The following is a 20,586-nucleotide window of genomic DNA, read 5'->3' as shown; positions in this document are numbered from 1 at the left end:
CTCATCAGTGCAGACAACTCATCAAGGAATTCCCACGGAAAAGTACTCACAGCGGGTTCCCAGGCTCTTCGGAAACATCTGATGCCACCTGGGTCGTTACGGTTCTAGGAACCACTTTCGATAGAAGGGACGACAGTGTCCACTCCGGACCCATGGAGTAGCCGCCCGTGCGTGCGCACGGGTATCTCTGACCGCCGCGGGAGCACATCGCGGTGAGCGCTTATCTCGGCCTCCTGGCCCTCATACTCCTCACCGTGGCGACGGGATACTTCGTCGCCCAGGAGTTCGCTTTCGTCGCCGTCGACCGGGGAATTCTGCGCGAGCAGGCCGCCGCCGGCGACATGGCAGCCGAGAAGGCATTGCAAGTCACCTCCAGGCTCTCGTTCATGCTCTCCGGGGCCCAGCTCGGCATCACTGTCACGGCACTGCTCGTCGGCTTCATCGCCGAACCGGCGATCGCGACCCTTGTGCGTCCCTGGCTCGAAGCCGCCGGATTGTCCGGCGGGCTCATCACCGGTGTGTCCATCGCCATCGGAGTGATCGTCGCGACCGTCATCCAGATGGTCTTCGGCGAACTGGCCCCCAAGAACCTCGGCATCGCCAGGCCCGAGGTGGTGGCCAAATTCCTGGCCCGCTCGACGCTGGTGTACCTGGCCGTCGCCGGGCCCGTCATCAGGCTGTTCGACGCGGCCGCCACCGGCCTGCTGCGCAAGATCGGCGTCGAGCCCGTCGAGGAGGTCGAGCACGGCGCCACCCCCGAGGAACTCTCCCGGATCATCGCCGAGTCGACCGAGGCGGGCGAACTGCCGCCACGACTGTCAGAATTGCTGGAGCGGGCGCTGGAGTTCGGCGACCGCAACGCGGAGGAGATCATGGTACCGCGACCGCGCGTGGTCGCGCTCCGCGAGGACCAGCCGGTGTCCGCCCTCATCGAGACGATTCGCGCGTGCGGCCACTCCCGCTACCCCGTGCTGGCCGCGGACGGCGACGTCGTGGGCGTGACCGGGGTGCGCGAGCTGCTCACCGCCGGTGTCGACGACGGCTCGATCGGCCCGATCACCCGACCTGCGCTGCTCGTCCCCGACTCGCTGCCGCTGCCGCTGGTGCTGGAGCGGATGCGGGCGACCAAGGACGACATCGTCTGCGTGATCGACGAGTACGGCGGGCTAGCCGGTGTGATCACCGTCGAGGACCTGGCTGAGGAACTGGTCGGCGAGCTCATCGACGAGAACGACCCCGAGCCCGACGGCCCGCTGAGGCACCCCGACGGCGTCTGGGACGTCCCCGGCGCGCTCAGGCTCGACGAGGTCGAGCGGGCCACCGGCATCTCCCTCCCGGAGAGCGACGACTACGACACGCTGGCCGGGCTGGTCCTGGCCAGGCTGGGCCGGATGCCGGAACCGGGCGACACGGTCACCGTGGAGCTGACCCCCGACGCCAACCCCTTCGCCGACGACGAGCAGGAGCGCCAGGCGGTGCTCACGGTCCTGTCCCTGCACCGCCGCGTCCCCGAGTGGGTACGGCTCGCCCCGGCCGCCCAGACCGTGGGAGCGTCCCGATGAGCCCGATGGCCCTGCTCGCCCTCAGCCTCGCGCTGCTGGGCTTCAACGCGCTGTTCGTGGCCGCGGAGTTCGCCTTCGTCTCGGCCAAACGGCACCGACTCGAAGAGCTCGCGACCGGCGGCGGCAGGCTGACCAGGTTCGTGGTCAAGTCGGCCGTCGGCGGCAGCCGGCAGCTCTCCCTGATGCTGGCCGGCGCGCAGCTCGGCATCACGCTGTGCACGCTCGGCCTGGGCATGGTGACGGAACCCGCGATCGAGCACTCGCTGGCGCCGCTCTTCGGTGCCTTGGGCGTGCCGGACTCGCTGCAGGTGCCGATCTCGCTGGCCATCGCGCTCGCGCTGGTGACGTTCCTGCACATGGTCGTCGGTGAGATGGCGCCCAAGTCGTGGGCGCTGACCCATCCGGAGCTGGCCGCGATGGTGCTGACGGTGCCGTTCAGGGGCTTCACCTGGCTGATGCGGCCGCTGCTGGGGGCGCTCAACGGGCTGACGAACCTGATCCTGCGGGCCTTCGGCGTACAGGCGCGGGACGAGCTGGCGACGACCAGGACGCCGCGCCAGCTCGCCATGCTGGTGGGCGAGTCGGGCCGGATGGGCCTGCTCGACCGCGAGGAGCACGACCTGCTCACCCGGGCGCTGCGGCTGCAGGCCGAGGGCATCGAGCGGCTGATGGTCCCGCTCGCCAAGGTCGTGATGGTGCCCGCCGACGCGGACTCCAGGCGGATCAAGGCGGCCGCGGCCGCCAGCGGCCACCTGCGGCTGCTCGTCGGCACGCCGGACGACGTCCTGGGCGTGCTGCACGCCCGCGACGCGCTGCTGAGCCCCGAGCGCACGGCCGGCCAGCTGGCCAGGCCACTGCCCCGGCTGCCCTGCGTCACGCAGGTGCCCGAGGCCGTGACGGCCCTGCAGGAGGCCAGGGCGCACCTGGGGCTGGTCAGCGCCGCCGACCAGTCGGTCATCGGCATGGTGAGCCTCAGCGACCTGCTGGGCGAGCTGCTCGACACCCGGGCGGCCTGACGCACCCGCGGGCGCGGTTCCCGGGTGGGACCGCGCCCGCCGTGTGCGATAGGTCACGATCCTCTCAGCTCTGGGCGTAACCACACGGCGGCGCGCAAGCCCCCATAAAGTGATCTGCAAGCGCTCGCGACTAGCGTTCTCGGAGTGGGCGCGCGCCGTACTGAAGAGATTGATGAAAAGAAAAAGCCCCGGCTCTTGCGAACCGAGGCTGTCGTTCGACACTGTGGGTCTGCCGAATTCATCGGCGAACCTGAGTGGGCGAGGAGGGATTTGAACCCTCACGTCCTTTCGGACACACGGACCTGAACCGTGCGCGTCTGCCGTTCCGCCACCCGCCCTTGTGGGTGCTGAGAAACAGTAGCACGGATCAGACGCTGGTACTGAACCCGGATACGATCGCATCAGACGCGGAGAGAAGCTGGGTGCCACGGAGCGACGCAGGAGCTGAGCAGCACCCGAGCGGCCGCGACCAGATGCACGGAGGAAGGGAGGTACCCGGTGGGAGTCCTTCAGCGCTTCGAGCGAAGGCTCGAAGGCATGGTTGAGGGGGCCTTTGCGCGGGCGTTCAAATCTGACCTTCAGCCGGTCGAGGTCGCCAGCGCGGTGCAGCGGGAGATGGATGAGCGCGCGGCGATCGTCGCTCAGGGTCGCACGCTCGTACCCAACGACTTCGTGGTTGAACTGTCCACGACCGACAGCGAACGGCTTGAGGTCTACGCCGACAGCATCAGCCACGAGCTGGCCAACCTCGCCAGGGAGTACGCCAAGGAGCAGGGCTACTCCTTTGTGGGACCGGTCCGGGTTAGATTCGAGACGGCCGCTGACCTGGCGGTCGGCCTGTTCCGCATCCGCTCGGGCGTCATCCGTGGCGCCACCGTCGAGCAGGACGAGATCCGCCAGCCGAAGAGCGACCTGCCGGCTTCCCGGCCGGGAGCGTTCGGCGGGCGGCCCAGGTTGCTCGTCTCCACGCAGGACGACCCGCAGGGCGACCGCTCCTACGAGCTCACCACTCCGGTGACCTTGCTAGGAAGGGGCACCGACTGCGATCTTCGTCTTGTCGACCCGGGGGTCTCGCGTCACCACGCGGAGCTGCGGGTCGAGGGTCAGCAGGTCATGCTGGTGGACCTGGGATCCACGAACGGCACCTTCGTCAACGGCCAGCCGGTCCGCAGAATCGAGCTTCAGAACGGCACTCGTGTCACCCTGGGGCGCACGACTCTGGTGTTCCGGCGCGATTAGGGGTAGACAAACGGTCCATGTCCGAGCTCACGCTGCTGCTGATCCGGCTCGCCTTTCTGGCGTTGCTGTGGTTCTTCGTCATTGCCGCAGTCGGCGTGATCCGGACAGACTTGTTCGGGTCCCGTACGACTCCCGCGGCCCCACGTAAGGGCGGCAAACCGGCGAAACCGGTGGCCAAACCCAAGAGCAAGAAGGGGGAGCCGCGCCAGCTGATCGTGACCGGTGGTCCCCTGCAAGGCACCACCATCAACCTCACGGAGACGCCCATCACCATCGGCCGGGCGAATGACGCCACGCTGGTTGTCAGCGACGACTACGCTTCCAGCCGGCACGCCCGGCTCTTTCCTCAGGACGGTCAGTGGATCGTGGAAGATCTCGGCTCCACCAACGGCACGTATCTCGACCGCTCAAAAGTCACCCGCCCGACCCCGGTGCCGCTCGGTGTTCCGATCCGCGTCGGCAAGACAGTCATTGAATTGCGCAAATGACCATCGCACTCCGCTACGCAGCCCGGTCGGACGTCGGCCTCCTCCGTGAAGGAAACGAGGACTCGGCGTACGCCAGCGGCCGCCTGCTCGCCGTCGCCGACGGCATGGGCGGGCACGCACACGGCGAGGTGGCGAGCTCCGTCGCCATCGCCGCAATGGCCTCTCTCGAAGAGAGCCAACAGGGGGGTGACCTGCTCAACGCCATCGAGGCCGCAGTCCGCGACGCCAATCGCAAGCTGCACGAGATGGTCGGGCGGGATCCCAGCCTCAAGGGGATGGGCACCACCCTCACCGCCATGCTCTGGAACGGCACCCAGGTCGCCCTGGTGCACGTCGGCGACTCGCGCGCCTACCTGCTCAGGCGCGGGGAGCTGTACCAGATCACCCACGACCACACGCTGGTTCAGCAGCTGGTCGACGACGGCCGGATCACGGCGGAGGAGGCCGCGACGCATCCGCAGCGGTCGATCCTGCTGCGGGCGCTCGACGGCAGCGGCGAGGTCGATCCGGATCTCACCCTGCGTGAGGCCCAGGTCGGCGACCGGTACCTGCTGTGCTCCGACGGGCTGTCCGGGGTGGTGAGCGCGGAGACGCTGCACGCCACGCTGACCAACATCGACGACCCCGACGAGGTCGTCCGGCAGCTCATCGACCTGGCCAACCGGGGCGGTGGTCCCGACAACATCACCTGCGTGCTGGCCGACGTGCTCGACGTCGGCGACGCCCAGCCACTGCCCGGCGAGGCCGCCGTGGTCGGGGCGGCGGGCATGACCAGGCTGCGCGCGCACCCTCCGGACTCCTCGGCGGGGCGAGGCGGCGCGGTGACCGCACCCCAGCCGGTGATCTCCGACGACGACGACCCCGATGACCCGGTCGCGACAGCGCCGGGGCGTCGAGGCCGGCGTCGCCGGGTGTGGCCCGTGCTGGTCTCCGTGCTCGGAGTCGCCGCCGTCGCCGCCGGCGTCGGCGGCTATTTCGGCTGGCAGTGGGTCCAGGGCCAGTACTTCGTCGGCGCCAGGGGCGACGAGGTGGTCGTCTACCGAGGGATCCAGCAGACGGTGGGACCGATCCAGTTCTTCGAGGTGATCGGCGCCACCGGCAAGTCCCTGTCCGGACTCTCGGCCCCCGACCGCGCGCTGGTCGAGGACGGCATCGAGGTCACCAGCCTGACCGAGGGCATCCAGAAGATAAACACGTTGAAGTTCACGACGGAGCAGAAGACGCCGGAGTCCAAGGCGTCGCCGACCCCCACAGTGACGAAGTCGCAGTAGGTGAGCGAAGTGGTCGCGACCCCCGTCCCCTTGCCCGCGAAGCGGCGAGGGGCTCAGCTGTTCATGCTCGCGGCCGCGGTGCTGATCGTCATGGGCGCCTACGCCAACGTCGGCCTGGCCCTCAACGGTGAGATCCCCGCGGGCATGCTGACGTACGGCCTGAGCCTCGGCGGCCTCATGCTGGCCGCCTACCTGGTCCTGGCCAAGTTCGCCCCGTGGGCGGACCCGCTGATCCTGCCGCTCGTGACGCTGGTCAACGGGCTGGGCCTGGTGCTGATCTACCGGATCGAGCTGGCGGGCGAGGAGCTCGCCTCCGCCACCAACCAGTTGATCATGACGGGCATCGGCGTGGTGCTGTTCACCGTGACGCTGATCGTGCTGCGCGACCATCGTGCCCTGCAGCGCCTCACCTACACCGCGGGCTTCGCCGGACTGGCGCTGCTCATCTCGCCGCTGGTCCCCGGCCTGGGCAAGGAACTGGGCGGCGCGCGGATCTGGATCGGCTTCGGCCCCGCCACCATCCAGCCCGCCGAGTTCACCAAGATCGCCCTGGTGGTCTTCTTCGCCGGGTACCTGGTGGCCAAGCGGGACGTGCTGGCGCTGGCGGGACGGCGGCTGCTCTTCATCGACCTGCCGCGGGCCCGTGACCTCGGCCCGGTGCTCATCACCTGGGCGGTCAGTCTGGGCGTGCTGATCCTGCAGAAGGACCTCGGCTCGTCGCTGCTGCTGTTCGGCACCTTCATCGTGATGCTCTACGTGGCGACCCAGCGCACCTCGTGGGTGCTGATCGGCATCCTGCTCTTCGTCGGCGGCGCCTTCATCGCCGGGCAGATCTTCAGCCACGTCGGCGACCGGTTCGAGATCTGGCTGGACCCCGAGAACCCCGTCTTCTACGAGCGCGAGTTCGGCGGCAGCTTCCAGCTCATGCAGGGGCTGTTCGGGTTCGGCTCGGGCGGCATCCTCGGCACCGGCCTGGGCCAGGGCCACCCCGAGAAGATCCCGCTGTCGTTCTCCGACTTCATCTTCGCCGCCGCCGGCGAGGAACTCGGCCTGACCGGCCTGATGGCGCTGCTGCTGATCTACGCGCTGATCGTGGAGCGCGGCCTGCGCACCGCGATCGCCGCCCGTGACCCGTTCTCCAAGCTGCTGGCGGGCGGCCTGTCGTTCATCCTGGCCTGGCAGCTGTTCATCATCGTGGGCGGCGTGACCAACCTCATCCCGCTGACCGGCCTGGTGACCCCGTTCATGTCGCAGGGCGGTTCGGCGCTGCTGGCTAACTGGATTCTTATCGCGTTGCTGGTACGCATGTCTGATGCCGCCCGACGCCCCCCGCCCCAGGCGATCCAGGACGAAGGACTGACGCAGGTGTTCCAGCGATGAACGGCCCACTCAAGCGCGCGGCGGTCGCCTGTCTGGTGATGTTCGGGCTGCTCATGCTGAACGTGAACTACCTCCAGGCCGTCCGCGCCGACGAGCTTCGGGAAGACGCGCGCAACCAGCGCAACTACTTCGAGCGCTATGCGGTGCAGCGCGGGCGGATCACCGCGGGCAATGAGATCCTCGCCCAGTCGGTCGAGAGCAAAAGCGGCAACTTCAAGTACCTCAGGGAGTACCCACAGGGAGAGCTGTACGCGCACGTCACCGGTTTCTTCTCGCCCGAGAGCGAGTCGCAGATCGAGCGCTCGGAGAACAGCCTGCTCGACGGCACCAGCTCCGACCTGCTGATCAGGCGCGGCATCGACCTGTTCACCGGCGAGCCGTCCAAGGGTGCGAACGTCGACCTGACGATCCTGCCCAAGGCGCAGAAGGCCGCCTACGAAGCGCTGCGGCAGAGCGGCAAGCGCGGCGCGCTGGTCGCCATCGAGCCGAAGACCGGCGCGATCCTGGCCATGGTCTCGCTGCCGACCTACGACCCGGCCGTGCTGTCCGGCACGGACAAGGGCAAGGTCTTCGCGGCCTACGACAAGCTGGCGGCGGACAAGTCGCAGCCGCTGCTGAACCGCAACATCGACCGCACCTACCCGCCGGGCTCGACGTTCAAGGTGGTGACGGCGGCGGCGTTCCTGGAGGACGACGACTCGCGCGACGGCCAGACCGTGGTGGCCGCGCCCCAGGTGCTCGACCTGCCCAACACGACCGCGGGCCTGCCCAACTACGGCGGCGCGGCATGTGGCGCGGGCCAGGTGCCGCTGGTGTTCGCGCTGGAGAAGTCCTGCAACACGCCGTTCGGCAAGATCGGTATGGAGCTGGGCTACGACAAGATGCGCGAGGCGACCGAGAAGTTCGGCATGGGTGAGCCGCTGTCGATCCCGATGGCGGTGGCCAAGAGCGACTTCGGCCCGCAGGAGGACCAGGCGGCGGTCGCCCAGGCCTCCATCGGCCAGCGCAGCAACCAGATGACGCCGCTGCAGATGGCCATGATCGCGGCAGGCATCGCCAACGAGGGCACGGTGATGAAGCCGTACCTCGTCAAGAAGGTCACCGACTCCAAGAACGACGTGATCAAGGAGGCGGACCCGGACGAGCTGACCGAGGCGATCAGCCCCGACGCGGCCGCCAAGATGCGCGACATGATGGTCAGCGTCGTCGCGAACGGCACCGCCAACAAAGCGCAGGTGCCCGGCGTCGAGGTGGCCGGAAAGACCGGCACCGCCGAGACCGTTCAAGGCCAGGCGCCGCACGCCTGGTTCATCTCCTTCGCCCCCGCCAAGGACCCGAAGATCGCGATCGCGGTCATCGTGGAGTCCGGCAGCGCCAGGGTCGGCGACGAGGCGACCGGCGGCGGCACCGCCGCGCCCATCGCCCAGAAGGTCATGGAAGCGGTGCTGCGGTAGTGAGCGAACAGCCCCGCACGGCGCAGGAGGTCTCATGACCTCCCCCCACGCCATGCTCGGCAACCGCTACCAACTGCTGGCCCGCATCGCGACCGGCGGCATGGGCGAGGTCTGGCGGGCGCGCGACGAGCTGCTCGGCCGCGAGGTCGCGGTCAAGCTGCTGCGCAGCCATGTGGCCGCCGACCCGACCTTCCGCAGCCGCTTCCGCAACGAGGCGCGCATCACCGCCGGCCTGGCCGACCCCGGCATCGCCCAGGTCTTCGACTACGGCGAGCAGAACGACCTGGCCTACCTGGTGATGGAACTGGTCCACGGCGAGCCGCTGTCGGCGATCCTGGGCCGCAACGGCGCGCTCGGGCCCGAAGTCGCGCTCGACGTGATGCACCAGACCGCCAAGGCGCTGCACGCGGCCCACTCCGCCGGGGTGATCCACCGCGACATCAAGCCGGGCAACCTGCTGGTCACCCGCGAGGGCACGATCAAGGTGACCGACTTCGGCATCGCCCGCGCCCTGGAGGCCGCGCCGGTCACCCAGACCGGCACCGTGCTCGGCACCGCCCAGTACGTCAGCCCCGAGCAGGCCCAGGGCTCCCCGCTGACCCCCGCCACCGACCTGTACTCCCTCGGCGTCGTCGCCTACGAGTGCCTGACCGGGCACACGCCCTTCCGGGCCGACACCCAGGTGGCGATCGCGCTGCAGCACCTCAACGAGCCGCCGCCGCCGCTGCCGGAGCACATTCCGGCGTCCGTGCGCGGGCTGGTGATTGCGCTGCTGTCGAAGGACGCCGAGCGGCGTCCCGCGGGCGCGCTGGCGCTGGCCGACCGGGCCTACGTGCTGCGCGAGTCGCTGGCCGCGGCCGACTCGGGCACCGATCTCAGCATGCTGACCGACCCGTCGGGCTTCCGGGTGCGTGAGGCCTACCAGCCAGGCGAGCCCAGCGGGCCGTACGGCATGGCGGACCGAACCACCGACAGCGGGGTGGTGGCGCCCGAACCCACCGCGTTCCAGGAGGCGTCCGCGCCACGCAGGAGGCGGCGGCGCACCACCGTGCTCGTCGCGACCGCGGGGTGTGTGGCGGCGGTCGGCCTCGGGACGTTCGCGGTCAGCGGGCTGGATCGGCCGCAGCGGCCCCAGGTGGCCGAGCCCACCGAGACGCTCACGCCAGCGCCGTCGTCGCACAAGCCCACGCGGACCAAGAAGCCGCCACGGCGGCCCACCCCCTCGGTTCAGACCAGGACGGCGCGGCCGGTACCCTCGCGTTCGGCTACGGTAAGCACATCGGCCACGCCCACCAAGCAGGAGCCGACGCCAGAACCGACCCCGACCACTCCGACTCCGACTCCGACACCAACCCCCACCCCCACCACCCCGACGCCCACTCCGACACCGAGCACCTCACCGGACCCGGGTGACACGAACCCGCCGAAGGAGGAGACGTGATGCGTCGCGGGGTTGATGATGGACACCGTCGGCCCAAGAGCCGACCGGTACCCAAGATGAACGGTAAGGGACAGTGCAGGAAATGACTCAGCCTCGGCTACTCGGAGGTCGTTACGAGCTCGACGGTGTCGTCGGGCGCGGCGGCATGGCCGAGGTGTATCGCGCCCGAGACATCCGGCTGGACCGCATCGTCGCGATCAAGACGCTCCGGGCAGATCTGGCCAGAGACCATACCTTCCAGGCCCGGTTCCGCCGTGAGGCGCAGTCGGCGGCGTCGCTGAACCACCCGGCGGTCGTCGCGGTCTACGACACCGGCGAGGACGTGTCCGAAGGCGCCCCCGTGCCGTACATCGTGATGGAGTTCGTCGACGGCCGCACGCTGCGCGACCTGTTGCGGGCCGATCGGCGGCTGCTGCCCGAGCGGGCGACCGAGCTGGTGGATGGGATCCTGCGGGCGCTCGACTACAGCCACCGCGGCGGCATCGTGCACCGCGACATCAAGCCGGCCAACGTGATGATCACGCGTGCGGGCGACGTCAAGGTGATGGACTTCGGCATCGCGCGGGCGATGGCCGACTCGGCCGCCACGATGACGCAGACCGCGCAGGTGATAGGGACCGCCCAGTACCTCTCGCCGGAGCAGGCCAGGGGTGAGCGGGTCGACGCCCGCAGCGACATCTACTCCACCGGCTGCGTGCTGTACGAGCTGCTGACCGGGCAGCCGCCGTTCACCGGCGACTCCCCCGTCGCGATCGCCTACCAGCACGTGCGCGAGGAGCCCATCCCGCCGTCGCAGATCGACCCCGAGATTCCTCAGTGGGCCGACGCGATAGTGCTGAAGGCGATGGCGAAGGACCCGGCCCAGCGCTACCAGAGCGCGGGCGAGATGCGCGCCGACATCCAGCGCGCGATGTCCGGCATGCCGGTCGACGCGCAGACGATGGCGCTGAGCAACAACTACGGCGCGGGCACCCGGACGATGGCCGCCACGCAGGCGGGCGGCCCGGCCACGCAGCGCACGGGCGCGATCCAGCCCTACGAGTACGGCGAGGACGGCGGCGGCGGTGGCCGCGGCGGCGGCCGACGTAGAGCGGGCGGTGGCGGTGGCGGCAACATCGCCAAGACGCTCGCCTGGATCCTCGTCCCGCTGCTGGTGATCGGCGCCTTCGTCGGCATCGGCTACAAGTTCCTCAGCTCGGACGAGACGCCCACGGCGTCCAAGGTCAAGGTGCCGACGCTGAAGACGCAGACCCTCGACGCGGCCAAGCAGCAGCTCACTGCGCTGAACCTGAAGTTCACGGTAACCGAGGAGTACAGCGACGAGGTCGCCAAGAACGCGGTGATCAGCACCGAGCCGGACGGCGGCGCGGAGGTCGACAAGGGTTCCTCGGTGGCGCTGCTGGTCTCCAAGGGTGTGCAGAAGGTCGAGGTGCCCGACGTCATCGGCGCCTCCGTCGACGAGGCCAAGACGACCTTGGAGGGCGCGGATTTCAAGGTCAGCATCGTGTATGAGATGTCCGGCCGCGAGCAGGGCAAGGTCTACGACATGAAGCCCAAGGCCGGCGCCGAGGCGGCCAAGGGCAGCACGGTCAAGATCATGGTGCCGAAGCAGCAGATGCCGATCCCGAGCGTCGTGGGGCTGACCCAGGAGGAGGCCATCAAGGCGCTCAAGGCCGAGGGTTTCCGCTGGAAGATCGTCGAGCAGGCGAGCGACCAGCACCCGGCCGGCACGGTCATCACGCAGAGCCCCGAGGGCGGTAGCAAGCAGAACCCGCGCACCACGGTCTCTCTGGTGGTGTCGACCGGGCCCGAGGTGACGACGCCGACCGAGGAGCCGACGTTCCCGTCGCAGGAGCCCACGACGGAGCCGCCGGTGGACGATGGCGGTATCGGCAGCGAGCCACCGCCGGACGAGTTCGGCGGCGACGAGTAGCACGCGACGGCCTCCCCCGACATACCGGGGGAGGCCGTCGGCATTCCGGAGGCTCGAAGTTCAAGGGGCGCGAAGTTCTGAGGAGCGGGCGCAGCGTTCTAGGGGGCGCGGATTCCTGGGATGCGAAGAAGCGCCCCCGCCGCTCGGGGGCAACGGCGGGGACGCTCAATGAGTAGTCGTCCCGGACAGCCGTCGCGTTACAGGAATCTCTTCGAGCCAGTTTCGCAGCAGCCGGTGGCCGTGGTCGGACAGCACCGACTCCGGGTGGAACTGCACGCCCTCGATCGGCGCCGAGCGGTGCCGCAGGCCCATGACGACGCCGTCGGGCGTGCGCGCGGTGACCTCCAGGACGCCGGGGACGCTCTCCGGCACCACGGCGAGCGAGTGGTAGCGCGTCATCGTCACCGGCGACGGCAGCCCCCGGAAGACGCCGGTGCCGTCGTGGACGATGGGACTGGTGCTGCCGTGCATGAGTTCGGGCGCGCGCGAGACGACACCGCCGTAGGCGATCGCGATGGCCTGGTGCCCGAGGCAGACGCCGAGCAGCGGCAGGCCCTCGCGCTCGGCGAGGCGCACCAGCGGCACGCTGACGCCCGACGCCTCGGGGGTGCCGGGCCCGGGGCTGATCAGCACACCGTCGAACCCGAGGGCGTCCCCGGCGGAGACCTCGTCGCGCGGGCGCACGTCGCACACGGCGCCCAGTTCGCGCAGGTACTGCACGATGGTGTGGACGAAGCTGTCGTGGTTGTCCACCACCAGGATGTCGCTCACGTGCGTACGGTCACCTCGTCCAGTGTCACCGCGGGTTCGAGAAGGGGGAACACCAGGTACCAGAGTACGGCCACCGCCGCCGCGATCAGCAACGCGGTCAGCAGGATCCGGGTGCCCGTGCCGCCGGGCAGGTGACGCCAGAGCCAGCCGTACATGTCAGGCCTTCCGGGGTTGGGTGGAGGTGAGGACGCCGTGGACGATGAGGCGCTGGGCGGCGGAGTACTCGGGGTGGCAGGTGGTCAGGGTGATCACGGCCTGGAGGGCGGGGCGGCCGGGGCGGCCGGGGACGGGGGCCAGGACGTCCACGGCGGTGGGGGCCACGATCTCCTGGGCGGTGACGCGGTAGGTGTAGCGGGCGCCTCGGGCTTCGACGAAGATCTCGTCCCCGCGTTCGAGCGCGTCGATCCGGTTGAACGGCGCCGCATAGGTGGTCCGATGCCCCGAGATCACGAAATTTCCGATCTGTCCGGGGAGGGCGGAGTCCGGGTGGTGGCCGGGGCCCTTCTTCAGGTGGTCGGGGGTGATGCCCTCCACCACGGCGTACCGGTAGTCGCGGCCCAGCCTGGGGATGCGCAGCAGGGCCATCGCCCGGCCCGGTGTGATCGCCGCCTGCCCGGCCCCGCCGTCCGCGCCCAGTTGGCGCTCCAGCAGGCGCTGCTGGCGCTCGGTGTAGGCGCCGGTCCCCCAGAGCAGATATGCGCAGAAGAGCGCGAGAACGACCCCGGCGGTGATGCTCAACTCGCCGAAGGTCCGTAGCAGTGCCCTCACCCGATCAGGTTACGGATGAGCTGATCGGCCGTCGGGGATCGCCATGACCTGCGCGTGGCGACTATCCTGGGCCTCGCTTGAACTACGCTAACGAGAGAGCCTGTGGACGATCCGGATGGCCCAGGCCCCCAGCAGGAGTTATCCCAGTGCCCAAGCCCAAGGCTCGCAAGAAGGCGGTTTACACCCCGCCGCAGAAGTCCCAGCAGCTCACGGTCAGCCCGCGGTGGCTGGCGCCGACCATGGTGGTTTCGTGGATCATTGGCATCCTGTGGATCGCCGTCTACTACGTGGCCCCCGAAGCACCCTTCATCGGTGACCTCAGCAACTGGAACCTGCTGATCGGGTTTGTTTTCATCATCTTCGGTGTGGTGCTTTCCACCCGCTGGCGTTAGTTCTTTCCACAGCCTTTTCCACAACCTGGGGAAGGACGCGGCGGGGTCACCCTCCGGTGGGGTTCGCGATCTCGGCGAGCACGGCGAAGGGTGGCAGCACCGCGACCGCCAGCACCAGCAGCGCGAGCACCGCGAGGGCCGCGCCGAGCTGCACCGTGTTCCTGTTCTTCTCCGGCGCGTAGGCGAACGCGGCGGCCAGCACGCCACCGGTGATCAGGCCGCCGACGTGACCCTGCCAGCTGATGCTGGGCACGACGAAGGTGATCAGCACGTTGAGGCCGATCAGCCACAGCACGCCACGCGGATCGTAGCCGAGCCGCTTGCTGACCACGAACAGGGCGCCGAACAGGCCGTAGATGGCTCCTGAGGCGCCCACGGCGGCCAGGCCGAACAGATAGACGGCCACCGATCCGCCGAGCGCGGACAGCAGGTAGAGAGCGGCGAAGCGGGTGTGGCCGAGGCGGCGCTCCAGCTCGGGGCCGATGGCGTACAGCGCCCACATGTTGAACAGGATGTGCCAGAACGAGGGCGGCGGGGCGTGCAGGAAGGCACCGGTGATCAGCCGGTACCACTCTCCTTCGTAGGCGATCAGGTAGGAGTTGGTGGAGAACCTGCTGATCACGGACTGCGGGTTCAGCAGCTCGGCCACGTAGGCGAGGACGTTGACGGCGAGCAGAACCCAGGTCACCCGCGGGGCTGCCACGACCGCACCGCCGAACGTGGTGCGGGCCTGCCGTACCGACTTGTTGCCCTCTGCGACGCATTCGGGGCACTGGAAGCCGACTGCCGCGTCGCGCATGCAGTCAGGGCAGATCGGGCGTTCGCAGCGCTGGCAGCGCACCCAGGTCTCGCGGCCGGGGTGCCGGTAGCAGGTCGGCACAGCCTCGGCCGGCTGGTCGGGCTGCGAGGGCGGGATGGGCGGCTGGCTGGTCATGACGCGCTCGTGACCCCTTCGACCGTGCAGTTGTCCACAGGATTGCCAGCCTATGGCCTGTGGGGACCTGCTGCGCGTCGCCGCAGGTCCCCGCAGGATGCCGCGCTCAGACGCGCTCGATCGTCACCGACTCGATGACGACCTCGTCCACCGGGCGGTCACGACGGTCGGTCGCGGTCTTGGCGATCGCGTCGACGACGTCCTTGCCCTCGATGACCTCGCCGAAGATGGAGTGCTTGCCGTTGAGGTGCGGCGTGGTGGTGACGGTGATGAAGAACTGCGAGCCGTTCGTACCCCGGCCCATCTGGATGCCCGCGTTGGCCATGGCCAGCAGGTAGGGGCGGTTGAAGTAGAGGTCCGGGTGGAACTCGTCGTCGAACTGGTATCCCGGACCGCCGGTGCCCTGACCCAGCGGGTCACCACCCTGGATCATGAATCCGCTGATGACGCGGTGGAAGATGGTGCCGTCGTAGAACTTGTCGTGACTCTTCTCACCGGTCGCCGGGTGAGTCCACTCCCGGGTGCCTTCGGCGAGTTCCACGAAGTTGCGGACCGTCTTCGGCGCCTGGTTCGGGAAGAGTTCGACCTTGATCGTGCCACGGTTGGTCTGCAGGTTTGCGATCAGCTTCTCAGCCACGAGGCGCTGCCCCCTCTGTTGCACAGGGTTGGTTTTGTGGTGTTTTGATGGATAAGGCCGTTGGGCCTGGGCAGCATCCTCCCATGGCGCGCCAGGATTGAGCGGCTCCGTACCGGGAAGGTCACGCTGCGGGGCCCCAACGACAGGGGAGGTTGTCGTGTCCCTGACACTGAGAAGGAACCGCGTTGTGCTCGATATGCCGCACACGTGGACGGGCCGGATGAAGGCCCAGGCTAGACGGGCCGGATACCGGCTCGGACCGATGGCGGGCCAGGCCAAGGTGGCCGCCGCTCATCGAATCGAAGACGCCCGTTACTGGGCTGCTCCAAGGCTAGACCACGCAGCCCACCGGGTCGAGGATCAAATCGCCCCGCGGGTCAGCGCGTTGCTGATACAGGCGGCGGAAAAGATGTATCCCACCCCGGCGAAGTCCCGGCGGTGGCCGATCATGATCCTGCTCGCCGGACTGGCTCTGGGCGCGGCGGGCTACGTGTTCTACCGTCGCAACGCACAGCAGTGGACCGACCACATGAAGGACTCCGCCTCGGATGCCTCTCAGTGGGTCAGCGAAAAGACGGACCAGGGCGCGAGCCAGGTCTCCGAAGACGCCGACAAGGTCGCGAACAAGGTGGCCGACAAGGCGAACGAGACATCTCGCAAGCTGTCCTGAACCACCTCGAGAACGCGCGCTCCCATGAGGGAGCGCGCGTTCCTCGTGCCGGGGCCCGCCGCACCGGTCCCCCGTGGTCCGGTACGGCAGGCGGCCCCGCTACTTCGACGACCTACAAGTGATCGTGACCGCCTTGAGCTTCCCGTCCACGCCGGTCACCGACGGGCCCTCGCCGGGCGCGGCCGCGTCGATCTCGAAAGTGGCGACGCCCTCACCGCCCGCCGTCGCGGGCCCCGACTGAACCATCTCGCCGGCGGAAACGGTCGTGGCCGGGGTGACGGTCTCAGCGGGCATGGCCTCGACCCGATCGATCCGCTCCACCTGAACGGCCGCGGCGCCCTCGGCATCCGCGATGACGGTGGCCGGCACACTATCCGTGACCTCGAACGTCTTGCCGTCGCTCGTCGTGCAGACGGCCTTCACCCCGGCCGGCGGGACGTCCTCAGACGCCATCGCCGAGCCGGTCAGTCCCGCCGTCGCCAGAAGTCCGGCGGCCAGCAGCATGACCACGCGTCGCTTGAACATGAACTCTCCTTCGTTGGGAAAGGGTGCGATCAGCAGCCTGGCCGGGCGAACCTGAAGCCACCCTGAACGCAGCCGAAATGATCTTCAGGTTGGCTTTAGGTGCGGTAGGGCACGCTGGAGCGCGTGCGAGTGCTATTGGTGGAGGACGAGCAGCGGCTGGCCGACCTGGTCAAGGGCGGCCTGGTCGGTGAGGGCTTCGCGGTCGACGTCGTCTACGACGGGCGGGACGGCCTGTGGATGGCCACCGAGAACGCCTACGACGTGATCGTCCTGGACGTGATGCTCCCCAGGATGAACGGCTACGCCGTCTGCACCCGGCTGCGCGAGGCGGGCAACTGGACGCCGATCATGATGCTGACCGCCAAGGACGGCGTGTACGACGAGGCCGAGGCGCTCGACACCGGAGCCGACGACTACCTGGCCAAGCCGTTCTCCTATGTGGTGCTGCTGGCCAGGCTGCGGGCGCTGGTCCGGCGCGGCGGCACCGAGCGGCCCGTCAGCCTCACCGTCGGCGACCTGGTCATCGACCCCGCCGGGCTACGCTGCCGGAGGGGCTCGACCGAGATCGGGCTGACCCCCAAGGAGTTCGCGGTGCTGCACGGGCTGGCCCGCCGGGCGGGTGAAGTGGTCTCCAAGAGCGAACTGCTGGCCCAGGCGTGGGACTTCTCCTACGACGGCGACCCGAACATCGTCGAGGTCTACATCAGCGCGCTGCGCCGCAAGATCGACCTGCCGTTCGGCCGGACGACCCTGGTGACCGTACGCGGTGCCGGCTACCGGCTGGAGGCCGCGTGAACCTCTCGTCGGTACGGCTGCGCGCCACCCTCGCCGCCACCCTGGTCGTCGCCCTGGCTCTCGGCGTGGCCGCCCTGGCCCTGGTGTCCTCGCTGCGCGGCAGCCTGCGGGCCAGCGCGGACGCGGAGGCGGCCAAGAAGGTGATCGCCGCGTTGCCGTACGCCCAGACCGCCGTGCAGAGTGGGCCCGCGCGTCCCGGTGTCGTCTTCGACCCCGACGTGCTGATGTCCACCACCGAGCCGGCGGGCACCGTGAGCTGGGCGCCGATCAGCGAGTACGCGGTGGCCACCATGGAGGTCGCCACGACCGCCGGCGAGAACCTGCGGATCTCCGGGCGGGCCTCCCTGGCCGGGGCCGAGGAGGCGCTGGACACGCTGAACCGCGTGCTGCTGCCGGGGGTGCCGCTACTGCTGCTCGTGGTCGCCGCGATGACCTGGTTCTCGGTCGGCAGGACGCTGGCGCCGGTGGCCGCGATCCGCCGGAAGGTGGCCGACATCACCGCGCGCGACCTGCACCAGCGGGTGCCCGTACCGGAGTCGGGGGACGAGATCGCGGCCCTGGCCAGCACCGTGAACGGGACGCTCGACCGGCTGGAGTCCGCCGTGGAGACGCACAAACGGTTCGTCGCCGACGCCGCGCACGAGCTGCGCAGCCCGATCGCGACACTGCGCGCCCGGCTGGAGCTGGCCGAGCCGAGCGAGCTGACCGTCGAGGCGCTGACCGACGTGCAGCGGCTGCAGTCGCTGGCCGGCGACCTGCTGCTGCTGGCCAGGCTGGACGCGGGCGAGCCGCTGCGCGCCGCGGAGCTGGACCTCGGTCAGGCCGCGGCCGAGGAGTCCCTGCGGGCCAGGAGCAGGCCCGGAGTGGAGCTCACCCTGGACGTGGCCCCCGACGTGGTGGTCCACGGCGTACGCGGCCACATCGACCGACTGGTCACGAACCTGGTCGACAACGCGGTACGGCACGCCACCGCGACCGTGAAGGTACTCGTCAGGGCGGAGGACGACCAGGCGGTCCTGGAGGTCCGCGACGACGGTCCCGGGGTGCCGCCCGCCTACCGGGAGGCGGTGTTCGACCGCTTCACCCGGCTGGACGAGGCCCGGGCGAGGGACGTGGGCGGCTCGGGCCTGGGCCTGTCGATCGCCAGGGACATCGCGGTGGTGCACGGCGGCTCGCTGGCGGCCGTGGACGGCGGATTCGTGGCGAGATTCCCGCTGACGCGGGTGATCTAAGCGTCCAGTTGCAGGAAGGCCCGTTCGATGGCCTTCCTGGCGACCTCCTCCGGGTACGGGATCTCGCGGAAGTGCTGCCGCAGCCCCTCGGTGTACGCCCTGCGGGCCACCTCCGCGGTGAGGGCGAGGTCGGCGAGCTGGGTCTCGGCGTAGGCCCGGCCGACCACCGCGCCGTGCCCCGGGACGATCACCTCGCCCGGCAGCTCGTGGAGCACGGCCGCGAGCGTGCCCGGCCAGTCCAGCGGGTAGCTGTCGCCGAAGGAGGGCGGCGCGCCCTCCTCGACCAGGTCGCCCGCGAGGATCACGCCCGCGTCGGGCACGTGCAGGACGATGTCGTTGTCGGTGTGCCCCCGGCCGAAGTGGCGCAGGTGCACGGTCCTGCCGCCGATGTCGAGCGCCGCCCGGTCGGTGAAGGTCTGGTCCGGTGCCACGATCTGCACCTCCTCCACCTCCTCGCGCCGCTCGGGCGGCGAGAACTCGGCGACGGCGGCCCGCTGCTCCGTCCCGCTCCGCTGGATCTCCTCGACGCACCGCACGTGCGCCCAGATCTCCGCGGGCAGGAACATCGCGTTGCCGAAGTAGTGGTCGAAGTGGGCGTGGCTGTTGACCACCGTCCACGGGTCCTGGGTGATCGTCCTGATCGCCCTGACCAGGTCGGCGCCTTCCCGGTGGGACATGCGCGTGTCGAGCACCAGGCAGTGCCCGTCGCCGACGACCAGGCTGACGTTCATGTCGTACGACTCGTGCCGCCGGACGTAGACGCGGTCCCCGATCTCCTGCCATCGCTCGTTCATGGAGGCAATTGTGTCGGTTCCTCGTGCGCATCGGAGATCACCATCTGCGGGCGGCCGGTGACGATCAGCCAGGCGGGCAGCAGCGCCAGGCAGAGCACCGGCAGCAGGTCCAGATCCGTCACCACGGTCACCGCCATGAACAGGCTGAGCCAGCCCTGCTGGGTGATCGCCAGGACCAGGCCGAGCACCGCGCAACCGATCGCGAGCGGCTCCGGCATGCCCAGCAGCCGGGCCGCCAGCAGCCCGAGCGCCACCCCGACGAAGACCGTCGGGAAGATCCGCCCGCCCACGAACGCGCAGCAGGCCGAGATCACCAGCGCGGTCAGCTTGACGACGACGATCAGCGACAGTGCCCCGGCCGTGTAGGCCGCCGCGTGCTCGGTCAGCTCCTTCATCTCCTCCAGGCCCTTGAACAGGGTGATCTGGCCGCCGATCACGCCGAGCACGCCCAGCGCCAAACCGCCGAGGGTCAGCCTGAGCACGGGGTGGGAGGCGCGGTGGAACAGGCGGTGGGCGTGCGGGAAGACATAGACGGCGACCATGCCCAGCACGGCCGCGACCGCCGCCACCAGGCCGCCGGTGAGCAGGTCGCCGAGCCGTACCCCCGGGTAGTCGGGGACCTGGACGGACAGGAGCGGTGCCGCGAGCAGCACCGTCGTCGCCGCGCCCGCGCCCGCCGCGATCAGCGGCGCGAACAGCCGGTCCCACAGCGGCTCCGACGTGCTGCCCAGGGCCATCTCGGACAGGATGAGCGCGGCGGCCACCGGCGTGCCGAACATCGCGCCCACGGTTCCCGCCACCGCCAGCGCCAGCCAGACGGGCGCGCCGACCAAGGGCATCAGGCGACCGCCGAGGGCGACCGCGAACGCGATGGTGGCCGCGGTGATCGGGTTCTCCGGGCCGAGGCTCACCCCGCCGGCCAGCGTGAGGATCGAGGCGAGCAGCATGCCCGGCATGACGCGTACCGGGAGGGGCGGGCCGACCAGGCTCTCCGTGGCCGGGTCGGGGCCTGTCGGGATCTTCCACATCAGCAGGCCCACCGCCAGGCCGGTCAGCGTGAGGATGAGCAGCGGCCACCAGACGGGGGACCCGTCGGGCCAGATGAGGTGCTGCAACGACTCGGCGGCGAAGCTGATCACGAGCAGGACGAGGCTGCACCCGACGCCGACGACGAGTGCGGGAAGCACCAGTGGGAGCAGCGCGCGGGCTTTCGTCACCCCGCACTCCTACCCTCGCGGAGTCAGGGAGACGGCAATGAACCAACCAAGATCACCTATCCGGGGA

General features: G+C 69.6%; 21 protein-coding genes and 1 tRNA gene. 13 read left to right on the top strand and 9 right to left on the bottom strand.

What is annotated here, in order from left to right; genetic code table 11:
- Nucleotides 1-212: 212 nt before the first annotated feature.
- Nucleotides 213-1,562 (top strand): hemolysin family protein, encoded by a 1,350-nt coding sequence (locus ABZ911_RS24505; RefSeq protein WP_358060069.1) that lies wholly within the window; start codon nucleotides 213-215, stop codon nucleotides 1,560-1,562.
- Nucleotides 1,559-2,578, top strand: a complete 1,020-nt coding sequence (locus tag ABZ911_RS24500; RefSeq protein WP_358060066.1) for a hemolysin family protein — start codon at nucleotides 1,559-1,561, stop codon at nucleotides 2,576-2,578. Before ABZ911_RS24505 ends, ABZ911_RS24500 begins: the two co-directional genes overlap by 4 nt.
- A gap of 255 nt (nucleotides 2,579-2,833) precedes the next feature.
- Here ABZ911_RS24500 and ABZ911_RS24495 read toward each other — a convergent pair.
- Nucleotides 2,834-2,916 (bottom strand) — tRNA-Leu (locus tag ABZ911_RS24495).
- A 160-nt stretch (nucleotides 2,917-3,076) separates the two neighbouring features.
- Here ABZ911_RS24495 and ABZ911_RS24490 point away from each other — a divergent pair.
- The 7 genes from ABZ911_RS24490 to pknB all read left to right on the top strand — a co-directional run bounded on the left by ABZ911_RS24490 (nucleotide 3,077) and on the right by pknB (nucleotide 11,784).
- Nucleotides 3,077-3,817, top strand: coding sequence for a DUF3662 and FHA domain-containing protein (locus ABZ911_RS24490; protein WP_358060063.1), 741 nt, complete (start codon nucleotides 3,077-3,079; stop codon nucleotides 3,815-3,817).
- Between the two features lie 17 nt (nucleotides 3,818-3,834).
- Complete coding sequence (locus tag ABZ911_RS24485; protein ID WP_358060060.1) at nucleotides 3,835-4,305, top strand: FHA domain-containing protein; 471 nt, start codon at nucleotides 3,835-3,837, stop codon at nucleotides 4,303-4,305.
- On the top strand, nucleotides 4,302-5,576 hold the full coding sequence (locus tag ABZ911_RS24480) for a Stp1/IreP family PP2C-type Ser/Thr phosphatase (RefSeq protein WP_358060057.1): 1,275 nt from the start codon (nucleotides 4,302-4,304) through the stop codon (nucleotides 5,574-5,576). Before ABZ911_RS24485 ends, ABZ911_RS24480 begins: the two co-directional genes overlap by 4 nt.
- A gap of 63 nt (nucleotides 5,577-5,639) precedes the next feature.
- A complete protein-coding gene (locus ABZ911_RS24475) occupies nucleotides 5,640-6,956 on the top strand; it encodes an FtsW/RodA/SpoVE family cell cycle protein (RefSeq protein ID WP_358060402.1) in 1,317 nt (438 codons plus the stop codon).
- The gene (locus tag ABZ911_RS24470) at nucleotides 6,953-8,410 is read left to right on the top strand and encodes a penicillin-binding transpeptidase domain-containing protein (protein ID WP_358060054.1); all 1,458 of its coding nucleotides are present in this window, start codon (nucleotides 6,953-6,955) and stop codon (nucleotides 8,408-8,410) included. The genes ABZ911_RS24475 and ABZ911_RS24470 overlap by 4 nt, the downstream gene beginning before the upstream one ends.
- Before the next feature lie 34 nt (nucleotides 8,411-8,444).
- Entirely contained in the window at nucleotides 8,445-9,851 is a 1,407-nt protein-coding gene (locus ABZ911_RS24465; RefSeq protein WP_358060051.1) for a serine/threonine-protein kinase, read from the top strand.
- An 82-nt stretch (nucleotides 9,852-9,933) separates the two neighbouring features.
- A complete protein-coding gene (gene pknB, locus ABZ911_RS24460) occupies nucleotides 9,934-11,784 on the top strand; it encodes a Stk1 family PASTA domain-containing Ser/Thr kinase (protein WP_358060048.1) in 1,851 nt (616 codons plus the stop codon).
- Nucleotides 11,785-11,949: 165 nt separating this feature from the next.
- Here the strand turns inward: pknB and ABZ911_RS24455 are convergent, their stop codons facing one another.
- From ABZ911_RS24455 to ABZ911_RS24445, 3 genes are read right to left on the bottom strand one after another with little or no spacing between them, the layout of a single operon-like run.
- Nucleotides 11,950-12,555: a gamma-glutamyl-gamma-aminobutyrate hydrolase family protein gene (locus tag ABZ911_RS24455; RefSeq protein WP_358060045.1), complete on the bottom strand. Its 606-nt coding sequence runs from the start codon at nucleotides 12,553-12,555 to the stop codon at nucleotides 11,950-11,952.
- A complete protein-coding gene (locus tag ABZ911_RS24450; RefSeq protein ID WP_358060042.1) occupies nucleotides 12,552-12,710 on the bottom strand; it encodes a hypothetical protein in 159 nt (52 codons plus the stop codon). The genes ABZ911_RS24455 and ABZ911_RS24450 overlap by 4 nt, the downstream gene beginning before the upstream one ends.
- A 1-nt stretch (nucleotide 12,711) precedes the next feature.
- Nucleotides 12,712-13,323 carry a class E sortase gene (locus tag ABZ911_RS24445; protein WP_358060039.1) on the bottom strand — a complete coding sequence of 204 codons (612 nt, stop codon included), beginning with the start codon at nucleotides 13,321-13,323 and terminating at the stop codon, nucleotides 12,712-12,714.
- 146 nt (nucleotides 13,324-13,469) lie between these two features.
- Between ABZ911_RS24445 and ABZ911_RS24440 the strand changes: the two genes are divergently transcribed.
- On the top strand, nucleotides 13,470-13,715 hold the full coding sequence (locus ABZ911_RS24440) for a cell division protein CrgA (protein WP_358060036.1): 246 nt from the start codon (nucleotides 13,470-13,472) through the stop codon (nucleotides 13,713-13,715).
- A gap of 46 nt (nucleotides 13,716-13,761) precedes the next feature.
- On the opposite strand, the gene ABZ911_RS24435 is transcribed toward ABZ911_RS24440, so the two are convergent.
- Complete coding sequence (locus tag ABZ911_RS24435; RefSeq protein WP_358060033.1) at nucleotides 13,762-14,649, bottom strand: rhomboid family intramembrane serine protease; 888 nt, start codon at nucleotides 14,647-14,649, stop codon at nucleotides 13,762-13,764.
- Between the two features lie 106 nt (nucleotides 14,650-14,755).
- On the bottom strand, nucleotides 14,756-15,286 hold the full coding sequence (locus ABZ911_RS24430) for a peptidylprolyl isomerase (protein ID WP_358060030.1): 531 nt from the start codon (nucleotides 15,284-15,286) through the stop codon (nucleotides 14,756-14,758).
- Between the two features lie 157 nt (nucleotides 15,287-15,443).
- On the opposite strand from ABZ911_RS24430, the gene ABZ911_RS24425 reads away from it, so the two are divergent.
- A complete protein-coding gene (locus tag ABZ911_RS24425; protein WP_358060027.1) occupies nucleotides 15,444-15,956 on the top strand; it encodes a hypothetical protein in 513 nt (170 codons plus the stop codon).
- 99 nt (nucleotides 15,957-16,055) lie between these two features.
- Here ABZ911_RS24425 and ABZ911_RS24420 read toward each other — a convergent pair whose 3' ends face one another.
- Nucleotides 16,056-16,481, bottom strand: a complete 426-nt coding sequence (locus ABZ911_RS24420) for a hypothetical protein (protein ID WP_358060024.1) — start codon at nucleotides 16,479-16,481, stop codon at nucleotides 16,056-16,058.
- Nucleotides 16,482-16,604: 123 nt separating this feature from the next.
- Here ABZ911_RS24420 and ABZ911_RS24415 point away from each other — a divergent pair, with 123 nt between their 5' ends.
- Both ABZ911_RS24415 and ABZ911_RS24410 read left to right on the top strand, forming a co-directional pair.
- Nucleotides 16,605-17,276, top strand: a complete 672-nt coding sequence (locus ABZ911_RS24415) for a response regulator transcription factor (protein ID WP_358060021.1) — start codon at nucleotides 16,605-16,607, stop codon at nucleotides 17,274-17,276.
- Nucleotides 17,273-18,508 carry a HAMP domain-containing sensor histidine kinase gene (locus tag ABZ911_RS24410; protein ID WP_358060018.1) on the top strand — a complete coding sequence of 412 codons (1,236 nt, stop codon included), beginning with the start codon at nucleotides 17,273-17,275 and terminating at the stop codon, nucleotides 18,506-18,508. The genes ABZ911_RS24415 and ABZ911_RS24410 overlap by 4 nt, the downstream gene beginning before the upstream one ends.
- On the opposite strand, the gene ABZ911_RS24405 is transcribed toward ABZ911_RS24410, so the two are convergent.
- Nucleotides 18,505-19,302, bottom strand: a complete 798-nt coding sequence (locus ABZ911_RS24405) for an MBL fold metallo-hydrolase (RefSeq protein WP_358060015.1) — start codon at nucleotides 19,300-19,302, stop codon at nucleotides 18,505-18,507. The genes ABZ911_RS24410 and ABZ911_RS24405 overlap by 4 nt on opposite strands.
- Nucleotides 19,299-20,519: an ion channel protein gene (locus ABZ911_RS24400; protein ID WP_358060012.1), complete on the bottom strand. Its 1,221-nt coding sequence runs from the start codon at nucleotides 20,517-20,519 to the stop codon at nucleotides 19,299-19,301. The genes ABZ911_RS24405 and ABZ911_RS24400 overlap by 4 nt, the downstream gene beginning before the upstream one ends.
- Nucleotides 20,520-20,586: the final 67 nt, after the last annotated feature.

The sequence above is a fragment of the Nonomuraea sp. NPDC046570 genome (assembly GCF_040645915.1).
In the GTDB taxonomy this organism is placed as follows: domain Bacteria; phylum Actinomycetota; class Actinomycetes; order Streptosporangiales; family Streptosporangiaceae; genus Nonomuraea.
The sequence above is the reverse complement of the archived record's forward strand: the minus strand, read 5'-3'. Positions and strand labels throughout refer to the sequence as shown.

Coding starts and splice junctions, on each gene's coding strand:
- pknB (WP_358060048.1), top strand. CDS start 9,934: ATGACTCAGCCTCGGCTACTCGGAGGTCGTTACGAGCTCGACGGTGTC.
- ABZ911_RS24420 (WP_358060024.1), bottom strand. CDS start 16,481: ATGTTCAAGCGACGCGTGGTCATGCTGCTGGCCGCCGGACTTCTGGCG.
- ABZ911_RS24435 (WP_358060033.1), bottom strand. CDS start 14,649: ATGACCAGCCAGCCGCCCATCCCGCCCTCGCAGCCCGACCAGCCGGCC.
- ABZ911_RS24405 (WP_358060015.1), bottom strand. CDS start 19,302: ATGAACGAGCGATGGCAGGAGATCGGGGACCGCGTCTACGTCCGGCGG.
- ABZ911_RS24465 (WP_358060051.1), top strand. CDS start 8,445: ATGACCTCCCCCCACGCCATGCTCGGCAACCGCTACCAACTGCTGGCC.
- ABZ911_RS24480 (WP_358060057.1), top strand. CDS start 4,302: ATGACCATCGCACTCCGCTACGCAGCCCGGTCGGACGTCGGCCTCCTC.
- ABZ911_RS24450 (WP_358060042.1), bottom strand. CDS start 12,710: ATGTACGGCTGGCTCTGGCGTCACCTGCCCGGCGGCACGGGCACCCGG.
- ABZ911_RS24475 (WP_358060402.1), top strand. CDS start 5,640: ATGCTCGCGGCCGCGGTGCTGATCGTCATGGGCGCCTACGCCAACGTC.
- ABZ911_RS24500 (WP_358060066.1), top strand. CDS start 1,559: ATGAGCCCGATGGCCCTGCTCGCCCTCAGCCTCGCGCTGCTGGGCTTC.
- ABZ911_RS24470 (WP_358060054.1), top strand. CDS start 6,953: ATGAACGGCCCACTCAAGCGCGCGGCGGTCGCCTGTCTGGTGATGTTC.
- ABZ911_RS24485 (WP_358060060.1), top strand. CDS start 3,835: ATGTCCGAGCTCACGCTGCTGCTGATCCGGCTCGCCTTTCTGGCGTTG.